This is a genomic window from Brevibacillus sp. SYP-B805 (genome assembly GCF_011059135.1).
GTDB lineage: Bacteria > Bacillota > Bacilli > Brevibacillales > Brevibacillaceae > Brevibacillus_F.
Window position 1 is genome coordinate 1 of the sequence record NZ_JAALGD010000022.1, and the last position, 15,188, is coordinate 15,188.

The 15,188-nt window shown below is 56.7% G+C and carries 15 protein-coding genes and 1 riboswitch; of the genes, 3 read left to right on the forward strand and 12 right to left on the reverse strand.

The window, feature by feature from the left end:
• Positions 1-292: 292 nt before the first annotated feature.
• Positions 293-1,162, reverse strand: a complete 870-nt coding sequence (locus tag G3578_RS19635; protein ID WP_165215277.1) for a nucleotidyltransferase-like protein — start codon at positions 1,160-1,162, stop codon at positions 293-295.
• A gap of 138 nt (positions 1,163-1,300) precedes the next feature.
• On the opposite strand from G3578_RS19635, the gene G3578_RS19640 reads away from it, so the two are divergent.
• Positions 1,301-1,639, forward strand: a complete 339-nt coding sequence (locus tag G3578_RS19640) for a DUF2614 family zinc ribbon-containing protein (protein WP_165215279.1) — start codon at positions 1,301-1,303, stop codon at positions 1,637-1,639.
• 71 nt (positions 1,640-1,710) lie between these two features.
• Here the strand turns inward: G3578_RS19640 and G3578_RS19645 are convergent, their stop codons facing one another.
• The 4 genes from G3578_RS19645 to nth form a co-directional block, all read right to left on the reverse strand.
• The gene (locus tag G3578_RS19645) at positions 1,711-3,444 is read right to left on the reverse strand and encodes a glycosyl hydrolase family 18 protein (protein WP_165215416.1); all 1,734 of its coding nucleotides are present in this window, start codon (positions 3,442-3,444) and stop codon (positions 1,711-1,713) included.
• 246 nt (positions 3,445-3,690) lie between these two features.
• Entirely contained in the window at positions 3,691-4,125 is a 435-nt protein-coding gene (gene perR, locus G3578_RS19650; protein ID WP_165215291.1) for a peroxide-responsive transcriptional repressor PerR, read from the reverse strand.
• A 139-nt stretch (positions 4,126-4,264) separates the two neighbouring features.
• Positions 4,265-6,676, reverse strand: coding sequence for a tetratricopeptide repeat protein (locus G3578_RS19655; protein ID WP_165215293.1), 2,412 nt, complete (start codon positions 6,674-6,676; stop codon positions 4,265-4,267).
• A gap of 126 nt (positions 6,677-6,802) precedes the next feature.
• A complete protein-coding gene (gene nth / locus G3578_RS19660) occupies positions 6,803-7,465 on the reverse strand; it encodes an endonuclease III (RefSeq protein ID WP_165215296.1) in 663 nt (220 codons plus the stop codon).
• 123 nt (positions 7,466-7,588) lie between these two features.
• On the opposite strand from nth, the gene G3578_RS19665 reads away from it, so the two are divergent.
• Positions 7,589-8,503 carry an SDR family oxidoreductase gene (locus tag G3578_RS19665; protein WP_165215299.1) on the forward strand — a complete coding sequence of 305 codons (915 nt, stop codon included), beginning with the start codon at positions 7,589-7,591 and terminating at the stop codon, positions 8,501-8,503.
• A gap of 155 nt (positions 8,504-8,658) precedes the next feature.
• On the opposite strand, the gene G3578_RS19670 is transcribed toward G3578_RS19665, so the two are convergent.
• From G3578_RS19670 to bcp, 5 genes are read right to left on the reverse strand one after another with little or no spacing between them, the layout of a single operon-like run.
• The gene (locus G3578_RS19670; RefSeq protein WP_241254729.1) at positions 8,659-9,471 is read right to left on the reverse strand and encodes a GNAT family N-acetyltransferase; all 813 of its coding nucleotides are present in this window, start codon (positions 9,469-9,471) and stop codon (positions 8,659-8,661) included.
• A complete protein-coding gene (locus G3578_RS19675) occupies positions 9,464-10,012 on the reverse strand; it encodes a cob(I)yrinic acid a,c-diamide adenosyltransferase (RefSeq protein ID WP_165215301.1) in 549 nt (182 codons plus the stop codon). Before G3578_RS19675 ends, G3578_RS19670 begins: the two co-directional genes overlap by 8 nt.
• Before the next feature lie 53 nt (positions 10,013-10,065).
• Positions 10,066-10,827 carry a class I SAM-dependent methyltransferase gene (locus tag G3578_RS19680; RefSeq protein WP_165215304.1) on the reverse strand — a complete coding sequence of 254 codons (762 nt, stop codon included), beginning with the start codon at positions 10,825-10,827 and terminating at the stop codon, positions 10,066-10,068.
• Between the two features lie 11 nt (positions 10,828-10,838).
• Positions 10,839-11,888 carry a M42 family metallopeptidase gene (locus G3578_RS19685; RefSeq protein WP_165215306.1) on the reverse strand — a complete coding sequence of 350 codons (1,050 nt, stop codon included), beginning with the start codon at positions 11,886-11,888 and terminating at the stop codon, positions 10,839-10,841.
• 30 nt (positions 11,889-11,918) lie between these two features.
• Positions 11,919-12,392, reverse strand: a complete 474-nt coding sequence (bcp, locus tag G3578_RS19690; protein WP_165215309.1) for a thioredoxin-dependent thiol peroxidase — start codon at positions 12,390-12,392, stop codon at positions 11,919-11,921.
• A gap of 163 nt (positions 12,393-12,555) precedes the next feature.
• Between bcp and G3578_RS19695 the strand changes: the two genes are divergently transcribed.
• Positions 12,556-13,179: a winged helix-turn-helix domain-containing protein gene (locus tag G3578_RS19695; RefSeq protein ID WP_165215311.1), complete on the forward strand. Its 624-nt coding sequence runs from the start codon at positions 12,556-12,558 to the stop codon at positions 13,177-13,179.
• Positions 13,180-13,342: 163 nt separating this feature from the next.
• Here the strand turns inward: G3578_RS19695 and G3578_RS19700 are convergent, their stop codons facing one another.
• Both G3578_RS19700 and G3578_RS19705 read right to left on the reverse strand, forming a co-directional pair.
• Complete coding sequence (locus G3578_RS19700) at positions 13,343-13,945, reverse strand: ECF transporter S component (protein ID WP_165215314.1); 603 nt, start codon at positions 13,943-13,945, stop codon at positions 13,343-13,345.
• A gap of 248 nt (positions 13,946-14,193) precedes the next feature.
• Positions 14,194-14,341: riboswitch (FMN riboswitch) on the reverse strand.
• Positions 14,342-14,396: 55 nt separating this feature from the next.
• Positions 14,397-15,185, reverse strand: coding sequence for an ABC transporter permease (locus G3578_RS19705; RefSeq protein WP_165215317.1), 789 nt, complete (start codon positions 15,183-15,185; stop codon positions 14,397-14,399).
• Positions 15,186-15,188: the final 3 nt, after the last annotated feature.

Sequence of the window (15,188 nt, forward strand, 5' to 3'; positions counted from 1 at the left end):
CCAGCGTTCGTCCTGAGCCAGGATCAAACTCTCCAATAAATCGAAAGATATTGATCAAAGCTTCATTCTCATAAAGAATGACTTGGCTCGCTTCACGCGTTCGCTGTTCAGTTTTCAAAGAGCATTTAAGCTCGTCGCTCAGAGGCGACTTTTTTAATATATCACAGGAGTCCGGATGAAATCAAGCAGTAATTTCTTTCAACCTGACCCGCCGCTTCAGCGTTTGCCGAAGTGACGTTTGTTAATATAGCATGCGAATTAAATAAGAGTCAATACCTTTTCTGCAAAAAAATTATCCGGAGAGTTGATACCCTTTTTCGTGCACGGTCCCGCCGTCTTTGTGCAGCGGCACTTCATGAACGATCGCTTTTTTGGCCATCTTCTCCAGCAGCAGGTGCAGGTTGATTTGACTGCTTGCCAACACGGGCAGCTGCTGCAGCTCCTTCACCGACCACGGACGATTGCGCGACTGCATCACATCGGTCAGCAGCAGCGTACAGTCTTTCATTTTTGACATGACATGAAATTCAAGCGGCAGAAGCAGAAGCTCAATCCGCTTCTCCAGCGGTTCATGACTGGCCGTCAATTCCTCATAAAGCTTGTAGACAGCCGAATCAATCTGTTTTACCTGCGCCCAAATGGCCGGTTCCGGCTGCTGTCCCGCTTCCCATACCACGAGCCGGGCCCAGCCATGCAAGGCATGCAGAACCGCTTGGTAGGCATCCAGGACATATCCCTGCTGCTGCAGTTCCTTGGCTTCCAGGTAATGGCGCAGCAAGCCGGAATACTCCTCGTACACACGCTGTTTCTGCAAGTGGGCCGGCACGCGCAGAAGGCGCTCCATTACGGTTTTCATATAGTCGTGCTGATCGACGAGAATTTCCGCCTGGCTCAGCCAGTAGGCAACGCGTTCGCTTACCCCGTGGACCGCCCAGCTTTCGACCTGCCATTGGCTGATTTGATGCTCCACGATCCGTTCTTCTTCCACTATATGGTGCCTGGTCTCCCACTGCGGTTCCGACCGGTTGACGATGACCAGGTATAACAGACTGCCGCCATCAAGGAACGGGCTGGGGTTGTGCGGTTTCCCCACCAGCAGAACGGACAAAACATGATCTTGCCGCAGCAGGTTTTGCGTGAACAGATGCAACGTTCGGTCCATTGCCCTCCCCCTTCCTAGGCGTTAAGAAAAAGGATTCTACCAAAAGTCCCTGTTTCCTGCTTGTAAACAGAGAAACGGTTGTGTGCTATACTGAACTTTAGTGCACTCGAAAGCGCGTATCCAACTGGAGGAATACAGATGAAAAACGTGGACCGCATCAGCAAAATCAAGCGCCTGCGCACATGGGCCAACTGGAACATCGGACTGGGCATCCTGCTTATGTATATCGGCTACGCCTTTTTTGCCGGCTATTTGGGATCGTTTCTGGAAAAGAACTATCTGTTCATGACCATCCTGCTGATCATCGGGTTCTTCATGACCATGGTTGCAACGGTATTGTTCATGATCTCCGGCATGATTTCGATGACAGCCCCTCAGGTGGAATGTCCCTCCTGCGGCAAGGTGACCAAAATGTTTGGCAAGGAAGATGCCTGCATGTTCTGCGGACAGCCGCTGGCGCTCTCGGAGGAAAAATAACCGCTTCCGGAAAGCCAAGGGCTTCCATGCAAAAAACCGGGGACAACCTCCCCGGCCTTCCGCACCTAACGCTATTCCTTCCTGGACAAACTCTCCCCGATCGTCGTCCAGATCTCTTCCTTTTCAAACCCGCGTCTCCAGGCGGCCACTCCGGCCAGATTGTATTTCTTCACCAGCTCCATCCGTTTCGCCATGGAATGCTGATCCTCCAGCCACATCTTGTAGGTGGCGCCGTCTGACGGATCGACATAGCTGACAAACATCTGCCCGGTTTTCGCATCAAGCTGCGGCGTAAGGTTGCGCTCCCTGATCCAATCTTCGGCCCCTTTCATGGAATAAGCCTTGGAAGTTACCTTGACCGTACCATCGGGCTGCTTCACTTCCTTCCACAAACGGGTGTAGAAAGGTACGCCGAGCAGCAGTTTTTTCGCCGGCACTTCTTCCAGTACCCCTTGCAGCCCCTTTTCCGTCCAGGGCAGGGACGCAACGGAGCCGGCGACCGGGCTGGACGCCCAGTACTCGTCATACGTCATCACGGCGATATAGTCAACCGTCCTGGCCAGGGCGGCCCGGTCGTAGAACAGAGACCAGCGTTCGCTGTTCGACTTGACGGTCACGTCCATGGAGACGGTCAGCCCCTGCTCGTGCAGATAGGGGGTCAGCTCCCGGACAAACTGAACCAGCCGCTCCTTGTCCTCCAGATAGACGTTTTCAAAGTCGAGGTTAATGCCGTCCAGATCATACAGATGGGCGTAATGCAGAATCTGGGCGATCATTTTGGAACGCAGGCGGTAATCCTTCAGCATCGCCTGGGTAAAGTCCGGATTAAAACCGTTCGAGACGAGTCCCCACACCTTGTAGCCGCGATTGTGCGCCCACTTCACATAGGCCGCATCCGCCTTGCTGCCCAGATTGCCCTGGTTGTCGATCAGTTCGAACCACGTCGGCGACACCACATTGAGTCCTGGCATCTGCGGAATCTCCGCAACGTTGGGGTTGCGGTTGACCACATGCTCCCAGGCCAGATTGATCTTCCCGCCCAGCGGCTTCCAGGCGGCGGGCTCCGGTTTCTCGGCTGCCTCTTTCAGCGCCGTCTGCCTCACCTGTGCCAATGCCACCGCTTCCTTGGGCATATAGCCCAGGACGCCGTCTGCGGACAAGACCCGGTACCAGCCGGCCTCTTCTCCCAGCACATCCACCAACGCCTCAGGAGGAAGCTCCGCCACGATGGGCTGGTGAGGCGAAGGGCCGCTGCGGATCGGCTGCGCCTGCGGCTGGTCGTCATCCGCCGCAAGCACCTTCCCCTGCTGGACGGCATACCCCGCCTTCTCCACCAGCAGCACGCCGCTGTCGGCGAGCAGCTTCATCGCAAACGGATACAGTTTCTTCAGCGGTTCCAGCGGCACATAGCGCACGTCGTCTACTTCCTTCACCGGCACCCGCAGATTGACGGGCGTTTTGTTCAAATAGGCGACCAGCTGATCGCTTTCCATTTGCAGAACCTTATCCTTGGTCGTCACGATGACGGACTTGGTCGGCTCATCCCAGTAAATGGACGGATCGAGACGGTTTTTGATAAAGTCGAAAGGGAGCGAAATCTCCCCATTTTCCAGCAAAAACGACTGTTCCTCCACCGCTCCCTGAAAGACGATCACATTTTTGCGCCCGTCATACGGAGCGACATGTTCCGACGAAGGGCGCTGAAGCAGGTACCACGCCCCGGCGGATATCCCGCCGATCCCCAGCAAAAAAACGGCGAGCAGCAAACCCGCCTGCCTTCTTCTCCGTTTGGGCCGCGGGGGCATGCCCCACTCGATCTGCAAAATCCGACACCTCCGTCCATTTTCTCGGCCATCCCTCCTAGATGATAAAACACGGACAGCCTTTCCACAACCTTATGAATATTTTACCGAATCGCGTTTGATGACAAGCCGTGTCGATGCCGCACTAACCATGACGATCGAGATGAAAAAATGTTGCAGGCTTCCACACAAAAAAACACTTCTCTCCCGTCTTTGACAGGGAGAAAAGTGTTTGCCTGCGTTCCGCTATCAGTGCGCTTTCTTTTGACATGCTTCGCAAATGCCGTATACTTCCATGCGATGACCGGTCACCTTGAACCCGACGGCTTTTTCCGCTTCCTTTTCCGCCTCTGTCAATGCGGGAAAATGAAAATCGTGAACGGCCCCGCACTCGGAGCAGATCGCATGGTAGTGATCTTCGGAGATATTGGCGTCAAAGCGGCTGGAAGCGTCGCCATAAGTAAGCTCACGCACCAGGCCGGCCTCTTTGAAGACGCGCAGGTTGTTGTACACGGTAGCCACGCTCATATTGGGAAACTTCCCTTCCAGCGCCTTGTAAATCTCGTCGGCGGTCGGATGGGACATGGTTTCGAGCAGATACGCTAATATGGCATGGCGCTGCGGTGTCATCCGCACACCCGTATGTTTGAGGATTTCCACGGCCTTTTCAACGCGTTGCGCCATCTTATGTTTGCACCTCACAGTCGTTCAGAAACAGGCTCATCACAGCCAAACAGAAACAATCTTTTGATTAGAATTGTTATAAACAAAGTGTACGTCTATTTACCCGAAGATGTCAATACCATTGCGTGAAATGCCGGTTTCATCCACCGATCGGATGCCACTGGATGCTCCCATGCTGGACAAAGCGGTAGGGCAGCCTCAAGAGCAGCGGAAATCGATCCCCGCCCCAGGAAGGCATGGCCTGCTCCCACTTCTCACCCGTGTACTCGAAGTATGTGCCGTTCCGGTCTGTTTCAATCGTCACATAGGCCCGCTCTCCCGCACGGGGAACGAGAAGGGCGTACAGCCACTCTCCGTCCCGCAGGGAAAATTGGCCGGTTTTCCCGAGATGTTGCCGCGCCCAGGCCTTCACGTTCTCCGGAACTTTCCAATCATCGATGGCCAATGTTTGATACGGCAGCGCTGCCCGCAGCGGATCTTTCCGATCAGCCGGTTCCTTTGGCGCGCCGGCTTGCCCGAGCGCCTGCTTCGCCTTGTCCGCCTGATCGCCATGCGGATAGCTGGCGAGCAGCTGCTGCAGATAGGCGGTATCGCCGGTAAACTGATACATCAGCAGGAGGGCATCATCGGCGAGGTCGGAGGCAGGATAGCGCTTCAGCAGGCGCTGGCCGTTCTCGAGCAGGCGCTGGCCCAGCATGGTGCGGCTTGCATAATACTTCACCTCTTCCCCATATTCGATCAGCTTGGCATGGGCAAGCATGAGGGAGAAGAGGGTGTTCGCTCCCGTTTGCGGATCGGCTTCATTCAGGTCAATGCGGGAAAACGCATCGGCCGCCTGCACGAGATGGTTGAAGCGTTCGATGTAACGGTCCAGCTTTTCCTGGTAATCCATGTACTTGATCTGGCCGAACCAGAAAAAGCTTTGACGCTCCCCGCGCCACAGGTGGTTGTAGTAAAGGAGCGGCTGATGGTAGATGAGCGCCGCCAGCTCATACTGCCGTTTGGCTTTTTCGGCGCCTGCCGCCCGCTCGATCTCCCCCTGTTTGGCAGCCAGCTGCCTGGCCAGCGCCAGCTGCTCGTTTACCTTGTCCCAGAATGGATAGTCGTCCCGGCGGACAAAGAGATCCTGCTGATGGCGGAACGGCTCCCGAACATCCCCCTGATAGGCTGCGACGAAACGCTCGAGCGCTTCCGCCGCCTTGCCGTATTCGCGCTGGCGCAGATATTCGACGGCCAGCGAATAAGCCGCCCATTCCTTCGTCCATGCCGGAAGATTGGCGGTATCGAGCCTTTCGAGATCCTTGGCGGTCATCTCCACATCCAGCACATACAGGAACTGGCCGTCCGCGTCGTACTGCAGGTCCCGGTCGCCCAGCACCTTGGCCTGATCGAACCAGTACAGCGCCCGTTCGTATTCCCCGATCTGCTGGTAGCAGCGGGCGAGGCGGTAGGCGGCGTCATCGAGAGCGGGATGGTGCGGATACTGCCGGATGAAGGACAGCCATTGCCCGATCGCTTCACGCGGATGGCTGAAATCGCTGCCCCGCGATTCGTAGGAATACCAGTTCACCCCGTCAAACTGATAAAAATAGGGAACCCCCCGAATTTTCTGATACGCTTCAATGCCCTGCTTCAGCTTGCCGTCGGGATACAGGTCGGCCAGAAATTTTTCCGTGATCCCGCTGAGCGGCACGGTAAAGCCCCGCTCCATTCCGCTGGCATACAAGCGTTTCGCTGCTGCCCGATCCCCGTGCTGCAGCACGAGAGAGATGTCGATCATCTGTTCGATGGCGGTGTCGGTCGTCGTCGCGGCGATCGTTTGCAGCCAGGCCAGATCATTGGCATTCAGCAGCTGTTGGACGATCTGCCGCTGCTGCTCCACGGAAATCTTCTTCTCTTCGTACAGTTGGTGCAGCATCGCCTTGCCGTTCGGTTGCCCGCCCAACGCGGCGATCAGCGCATTCATCTGCGGCTTTCCGGCATATTGCTTCAGCCATGCGGCCATCCGCTCCTCCCCCAGCCTGCTGCGCTGCTGCAGGAACTGCAGGATGACGCTGGCGCCCTGTGCGGACGCCGTGTCCATCCTGTCCGCAACAGCCTCCTCCTGGCCGGGAGGCAGCACCGCCAGCAATGCCTCTGTCAGCAGAAATTCGTCTTCGATCGACCGCGGATCGGACAGCCATGCCAAGAGATACGGCGCTGTGCGCGGATCATGGAGCTGGCGGGCGATCTCCAGCCAGAACCGCCATTCCAGATACCGATTCCCCTGTTCCCCCGGTTCCAGCTTCAGCCGCTGGGGGGAAAGGGCAATCCCTTCTTTCAGCAGGGGAAGCAAGGCGGCCAGCTGCTGCCGCAATGGCGCGAGGGACTCCTCCGGCAGGGAACCCTCCGTTTTCAAGGTTTGGTAAGCGCCGGTCAGCAGTTGAGGCAGACTGCCGCTCACCTGCGTTTCCGCCTGAACGGTTGGCAACCCGTTTGTTCCCGCTGCGGCAAAGGGGGCGGCTGTGACCGCGATTCCAGCCAGCAGCAGGGCAATGGAACGTTTGTGCATACATCTCTCCCTCACTTATGAATGCGTCGGCTTTCACTAATAAGACGAAGGATAACGGGACGCGTTTCCATGAAATGGCTGTTCGAAAAAAGATATCCCCGGCTTTGTGGGGAAAAGGAGGCTCGTTTATGCCGTGGAAGCCTTCTTTTTCCTTTGGCCGGGGTTTCTTCTGGACGGGCAAACATCCGCAAGCGGGCATGCTTCGCACTGCGGGCTCTGGGCCTTGCAGTGGTAGCGGCCGAAAAAGATCAGCCGATGGTGCGCTTTCGCCCAATCTTTTTTGGGGATTTTTTTCATCAGAGTTTTTTCCACCTGCAGCGGCGTGTCGCTCTCTGCACAGAAGCCGAGCCGTTTGGCTACCCGCTCCACATGGGTGTCGACGGCAAGCGCGGGAACGCCGAACCAGGTCGCCATGATGACGTTGGCCGTTTTTCTGCCGACGCCGGGCAGGGTGACAAGCTCCTCGTGCTTGTCCGGAATCTGGCCGTTGTATTTCTCCAGCAGTATGCGGCACAGTTCCTGGATGTGCTTGGCCTTGTTTTTGTACAAGCCGATCTGTTTGATATCTTCCTGCAACTCTTCCAGCGGCACGCGCAGATAATCCTCCGGCGTCCGGTATTTCTGAAACAGCCGTTCCGTCACTTCGTTTACCTTTTTGTCCGTGCACTGGGCCGACAGCAGCACCGCGATCGTCAGCTCAAACGCATTGCTGTGGCGCAGTTCGCAGTGCGCATCGGGAAACATTTCAGCCAGGGTGGAAAGAAATCGTTTGGTGGACAGTTTTGCCATAGGGTACTCCTTACGCGTTCTGTTGACATCCATTATACCCGCAACCGGGGAGAAGGAGAAGTGGCGGGCATCGGCGGAATTGGGATACAATGGAAAAAACGGCTCATCGGGAGGGAAACGACGATGAAAGTGCTCGTAACGGGCAGCACCGGCTTTGTCGGCAGAGGCATCCTGCCGAGGCTGGCGGAGGCCGGCCATGAAACGGTTTGTCTCGTTCGCCCCGGATCGGAAGCGAAACTGGGGGCCGTTCAGCCGGGCAGCATCCGCCTGGCAGCCGGCGATCTGTTCGAGCCTGCCGCACTGGCCCAGGCGCTTGCAGGGTGCGAGGCGGTGATCCACCTGGTCGGCATTATTCGGGAGAACCCGCGCAAAGGCGTCACCTTTTCGCGCATCCATGTGGAGGGGACCCGAAGGCTGTTGGATGCGGCGAAGCAGGCGGGCGTCAAGCGGTTCATCCATATGAGCGCCCTCGGAGCCCGCATGGGGGCAGCCAGCCCCTACCACCGGACCAAATACGAGGCGGAGCAGCTGGTCATCCACAGCGGCATCCCGTATACGATTTTCCGGCCGTCTGTGATTTTCGGGCCGGATGACGAGTTCGTCAACATGCTCGCCGGTCTCGTCCGCCTGCCGGTTACCCCTGTCATCGGGGATGGCGCATACCGGCTGCAGCCCGTCGCCCGGCAAACCGTCGCGGATGTCTTCACCCAGGCCCTTACCCACGATCGATGCCTCGGCGAAATCTACGAGGCGGGCGGGCCCGAACCATTAAGCTACAACGCGCTGCTTGACCAGATCGGAGCGGCGCTGGGCAAAACGAGCGTCCGCAAGCTTCATCTGCCGCTCGGGCTGATGAAACCGGTAATCAATCTGCTGGAGGGCTTCTCCTTCTTCCCCATCACCAACACGCAGCTGACCATGCTGCTGGAAGAGAATGTCTGTGCCGATCCGGCGAAATTGTATGAGACGTTCCCGACGCCCCCGATCCCGTTTCGGCAGGGGATCGAGCGATATCTCCATCCGTCGGCCCGAACGTGAAAGGCGGCTGTCTACGTTAAAGCCCCCGCGCGCTGCCGGATTTGTGCGATCTGATGCAGCGCATCTCCCATCAACGACACCCTCCGCTGCCAGGAAAACGGTCGAATATTCCAAATCTTTTACCCGCAGCCATTTACCCGGCAGCGCTGCCATTCTCATTCTCCCCGTATCTCTTTGATCCCTTTCCCTTCCAGATACGCATGGCCGACTGTCAGGCTCCCCACCGTGTGAAAGCCGTATTTTTGATACACCTTTTCCACGGTCTGATTAACGGGATAGACCCACAGCGCCTTCCCGCCCTGCCGGACAAACTCCTGCTGAATATGGCGCAGCAAGTGGCCGATCAATCCCTGCCCCCGATAAGCCTCCAGCGTTGCCACGCTTTCCACCCGCATGTGGCCGCCGTGAGTAAAGATGGCGGCTACGCTGACAGGCTCGCCCCGCCATCTGAGCAGATAATGGCAAAAAGCCGACTGGGCAAACTCTGTCTCGAACGCCTTTTCCCGCACTTCTTTTCCGCCGAACTCCTGGATGCTGCATTCCACCAGCAGGGCATCCTGATAGTTCCCGTCCGTCACCCGCTCGATCGCGATATCAGGATGCTGCGCAACCGACGCCAACGTGCCGGACCACTGCTGTACGGGCATGTCAAACGGTTCGTAGGCAAAGCCGGCTGCTGCAAGCTGGTCGATAAACGGTTGAAGCTTCTCCGTCTGATACAGATAAAAACGGGGGATGATCCCTTTCTCCCGATAGAAGCGGATCACCTCGGCGATGATGGCCGACATGGTGTGAGCCGGCGGAAGGTTCAGGATATCCGCGTGATTCGCATCGTAGTAGGTCGGATTGTCCGTGTTCCAAAACAGGTGTCCCCACGCTCTCTCTTCGCAGCAGGCGAAAGAGCGCTTGTACGCCAAATCCGCCTCGTGGGCGGCTGTCAACAGATCCATTTCCGTCTCCTTATTCATGCAGATTTGGCTCCTTTTTTCCAGTTTTGAGGTTTACATATCGGGCCGCCACAAACAGAAAATCGGACAGGCGGTTCAAATACTTCAGCACGGTCCCGTTGACCGGTTCGCTCCCGGCAATCCGCACCGTTTCCCTTTCCGCGCGGCGCACCACCGTCCGCGCCACATGCAGTGCCGCAGCCGACGGGTGGCCGCCGGGCAGCACGAAGTTGGTCAGCTGCGGCAGACTGTCGTCCAGCTTGTCAATCTGCTGCTCCAGGAAGGTGACATCCTCCTCCCGGATCGGCCAACCCACCTGTTTGCCTGCCGGTGTGGCCAATTCCGCGCCGATGTGAAACAGCTTGGTCTGCACAACATGGAAAACGCGGCGCAGTTCCTGCCATTCGTCCGCTTCAGGCAGAAGCGACAGCGCCAACCCGATGGTGGAGTTGGCTTCGTCACATGTCCCGTATGCTTCCACCCGCGGTGAATCCTTGGGAACCCGTGCGCCGGAAATCAGCGAGGTTTCCCCTTTATCGCCGGATTTCGTGTAAATTCTCACTCCGATCCCTCCCACTCCTGATATATTTCCCTGGAAATCGACACGGCCGACCGCTACATTCCCTCTGCCACGATGATCAGCTCCGTGCTGGTCTGGTCGAAAGGCGCCTTGCCAAATGTGCCGTAACGCTGTACCACCCTGAAGCCGTTCAGGCGCAGCAGATGGTGCAGCTCCGCCGGAAAGATGTAGCGCAGCGTGAAGCGGCCGACCACCTTTTCCGTCACCAGGCCTTCCGGGCTGATGCGTTCATAGGTGCGCGTCACTTCCGCCCATTGCTGAAAATGATCGTAGCGTGTGTAGTCCCACATGGCGATTTGCTCCCCCGATTCCAGGGGAAACATGCCGCGCAGGGACATTTTTTCGCTTTCTTCATAGAGGTGGTTGATTTTGGGTACAAAGACATTCATCACCAGCTTCCCGCCGGGTGCCAAATGCCGCCGGATGCAGCCCAGCGCCTTCATCTGCTCCTGGATATGCAGCAGGTGCAGGAAGGATCGGAAGGGGATCATGATCAGGGAAAACGACCTGCCCAGATCAAACCGCCGCATGTCTCCCTGCACGAAGGTGATGCGTTCCGCCACGCCTGCCGCTGCCGCCTTCTGTTCGGCGCGTCGCAGCATGTCGGTCGACAGGTCAAGGCCGGTAACGGTGAGGCCCGCCTCCGCCAGGGGAATGGTGATTCGCCCCGTGCCGCATGCCAGATCCAGAATCTCGCCGTCCGCCTGCAGCGCCATCTCCCGATAAAACTCGACATCCCCCGCAACGCCCCGCTGTGTGAGATCGTAATACTCCGTCCACTGGTACATGCTGCTCAACGCGCTCCCCCCTACTCCACCTGTCCGGAACGGAGATACGCCATGATCAGGCGGGCGGTGTTCTCAAAGGCTTCCTTATGCGTGCGTTCGTGCGAGTGCGACGCATCCACGCCCGGTCCGATCAAGCCGTGGATAATATCGTAGCCGGCCCGCAATGCCGTGCTGGCGTCGGAGTTGTAGAACGGATAGATGTCCACCTGATAGTTCAGCCCGTTTTCTTCCGCCAGCTTCACCAGATGCTTGCGCATGCCATAGTGGTACGGTCCGGAAGAATCCTTGGCGCAGATGGAGACGCAGAATTCGTCGGTGTTCAATCCCTCGCCGATCGCGCCCATATCCACCGCCAGATACTCCACAGTGTTTTCCGGGATGTTGGAGTTGCCGCCATAGCCGATCTCTTCGTTGTTGCTGATCAGCAGGTGCGTGGTGAAGGGAAGCTGTTCTCCCGTCTCCTGCAGCTGCTTCACCACGCCCAGCAGGATGGCGACGCTCGCCTTGTCGTCCAGATGGCGCGACTTGATAAAGCCGCTCTCCGTCACGGTCACGCGCGGATCAAACGACACGAAGTCCCCCACGCGGATGCCCAGCGCCAGCACCTCTTCCCGATTTCGTACCTTCTCATCGATCCTGACTTCCATCACCTCTTCGGTGCGCTCCATTTTGCCGGACTCCCGGCTGTATACATGCACCGATGCCTTGGTCGTCAGAATCGTCCCCGTGTAGATCCGTCCGTCGGATGTTTCAATCTGGCAGTATTCCCCTTCCACCGCGTTCCAGTTGAATCCGCCGATCATCGCCAGTTTCAGGCGTCCATTGCTCTTGATCTCCTTGACCATGGCGCCCAGCGTGTCGACATGGGCGGTCAGCAGCCGGTGCCGACTGTCGTTTTTACCCTTGATCGTCGCCAGCACCGCCCCCTTGTTGGTCATGGTGCAGCTGATGCCCAACCGCTCCAGCTCGGCTTTTACCCAAGCCGTCACTTTTGCGGTATTCCCTGTGGGACTGGGGGTATTGGCGAGTGTGACAAATGTTTCCACCATATAATCGACCGGCATGTTCATCTCTCTCCCAATCCTTTCTCCGTTCAGGCTTTAGACCAGTTTTTCCTTGATTACCTGCAGCACGTCCTGCACATGGCCGGCCACCTTCACCTTCGGCCAGACGTGAACGATCATCCCGTTTGCGTCGATCAGGAAGGTGCTGCGTTCAATCCCCATGTACTCCCGGCCGTACATCTTTTTCAGCACCCAGACGCCGTAGGCTTCCGCCACCCGATGATCCACATCGGCCAGCAGCGGAAACGGGAGTTCGTGCTTGGCGATAAATTTGTCGTGCGACTTCACGTCATCCGGACTGATCCCCAGCACGACCGTATTCCATTTGGCAAACTCCGGATGGAAATCGCGGAAATCGCATGCTTCCGTGGTGCATCCGGGTGTCATGTCTTTCGGATAAAAATAGAGAACCACGTTTTTGCCGCGAAAATCCTTGAGCGAAATCGTCCGGCCATGGCTTGCCGGCAGGGTGAAATCCGGCGCGGCCTGGCCCGCTGCCAATGCTGTCATGATTGTACCACCTTCCTTATGGATCCTATCTTACCACAAACACCCGCCCTGCCTTAAGCAGGATGTTGCGGATTGTCCCAGAAAGATATAGAATTGATGGGATAGTATTCGGAGACATTTTCATCTTATACAACGCTGCGAGCTGGACGGTGAATCGATACGTATGAAAGAAATATTTCATGTGACGGATCCGGAAGCTTTGAAATCATTGGCCATTCCGGAGAGGGTAAAAATCATCGAGCTTTTCGAAGATCTGGAGCCGCGTACGGCCAAGCAAATCGCCACCGAATTGGGGGAAAATGCGGCCCGTTTGCATTATCATGTGAAAGAACTGGTGCGCGTCGGCCTTCTGGAACAGGTGGATACCCGCGTGAAAGGTTCGATTGTGGAAAAGTATTACCAGCCGGTCGCCAAGGTTATTCAAGTGAACCTGCAGTTGATGATCGAAGAGAACGCGCACCAGATCAGCGACATTCTGTTTACCCCGCTGCGCACCACGGAGCAGGATCTGGTCAGGACGCTGAACCGATTTGTCTCCAGCGATGCGGATGTGCGGAAAGATTATCAGGATACCTTCGCATTGAATGTGAGCGAGTTTTATCTGACCAAAGAGGAGCGCAACCAGCTGGTCGATGAACTGAACGCCATCATTCGCAAGTACAAGGATTTAAAAAACACCGATGGCCGCCGCAAATTCAAATACTTTAACATCCTCTTCCCGCTCTCGCCGCCCGATCCGGTGGAGAATGACGATTCCTTCGTGGATGCGGATGACCAGGAAGAATAGTTCTTCGATGCTTTTGCCGATACGTTTCGGGAATCCCGGAAAAAGCTTGGCAAGCCCCCCAACCTTTTCTTCGCCGCCCAAGCGTTTTCAAGAATTTTCACGTTTTGATCAAGCATAAAAAGCTGCCGATCCCCATCGGCAGCTTTTGCGATTCTTTATGCGATTACCCGCGGCCGAGGCGCGGTGCCATTTTCACGTACACGGGATACGTGATCAGCGAAAGGGCCAGCCCCTTGATTACATTGAACGGCGCGATCGCGTGCATCACCAGCGACCACATGCTGTCCAGCTGCAGGGTGGCGAGCAGATTCGCCACCGACATCTGATACAGCGCGGCATATGCCGGGATCAGCACATAGACGTTGGCCGCCGACATCAATACGGTCATCAGCACCGTCCCCAGCAGGAGACCGACCACGACCCCGCCTTTATCCCTGTTCAGGCGGTGCATCGCTACCACGCACCAGATAAAGGAGGAACCTGCTACGAAATTGGCAATTTCTCCGACCAGCAGGCCGTCCGTATTTTTCAGGAGCAGATGAAGGATATTCTTGATCAGTTCGATTGTGATCCCCGCTGCGGGTCCAAACATCAGCCCGCCCAGCAGCCCGGGAAGCGTGCTGAAATCAAGCTTCAGAAAGTTGGGAATCAGCGGAAGCGGGAACTCCAGATACATCAGCAGAAAGGCCACGGCCGAAAGAAGCGGAATGGTGACCAGCTTTTTCGTGCGGGTGGCGGGCAGTGCCTGCAAATCGGTTGGATTCATCTGTACCATCTCCTCATGATTGTTTTTCCTTCTTGAGGGAATGGCAACAGCATTCACGATACGGCCTTGTTTCCCGTGCGGCTGCCTGTACGCAGAAAGCCCCGGAGACACAACGATCTCCGGGGCCCAACACGCCATGGACAGCCTGCCGCCAGCTGCCATGCGCAAGAAGGGGTCGTTCCCGCAAACACCCCATCCAAACGATGACATTGGCGCAAGCACAGAAGCGCGCATGCGAACGTACTGTCGTCATCCTTCTCCCATCCAGACTGTACTGTCGGCTCTGGATTCGCACCAGATCCTGCACCCTGCCGCCTGCGCGGACGAGGGGCTCGCGGGCTTACGCTCAAGGCGATCACCGCCGGTCGGGAATTTCACCCTGCCCCGAAGGAATGTGAAGTTTTACGCCTATTATACTGGCATGCTCTTTATTTTGACAATAGCCAACCGGTTATGAACCTGCACCGCTGTACTTGCGCACCCCCATCTTCCAGACGGTCAGACCGATGCAGAAGAAGACGATCCCCATCACCGGCGTCAGCATGGTGTAGAAATACCAGGTTTCCCTGCGCAGGAAATAGGCGGCCGGATATACGCCGACGAAGGCAAACGGCAGAATCCATGTCAGCAGGATCTGAATCGCCTTGTTGTATACGTTGACTGGATAGCGGCCATAATTCTGGATGTTCCAGATCATCGGCGCGATGCCTGTGCGCGAATCGGAAAAGAAGCTGATGGCGGCGATCGCCGTATAGACGCCGGCATAGATCAGGGCGCTGCTGATCACGAGGATGAGGAAGACCGGCAGATCGTACCAGGCGAACGACAGCTTCAGCTGGAACGCGGCATACCCCATGATAAGCAGGCCGGTGAGCAGACTGAAGATGCGGTCAGGTGCGACCGACTCCAGACACACCTGCGCCAGGTTGTTGACCGGCCTCGTCAGGATGCGGTCCATCTCGCCCCGGATGATGTATCGTTCGTTAAAGTCCCAGAAGTTGAAAAACATCGCAAACAGCGCATACGGCACCTGGAAAAAGCCGTAAATGAAGATGATTTCGTCCCGTGTCCAGTCTTTCATGGTGGCCACATGCCGGAACACGACCAGAATGAAGATCATGTTGATAAACTCAAAGACCAGATTGCCGATCAGCTCGCTCAGGAAATTGGCCCGATAGGACAGCTTCGTTTTGAAATACTGCCCCAGATACTCGCCGAACAGGCGAACAATCTGCACCATCCT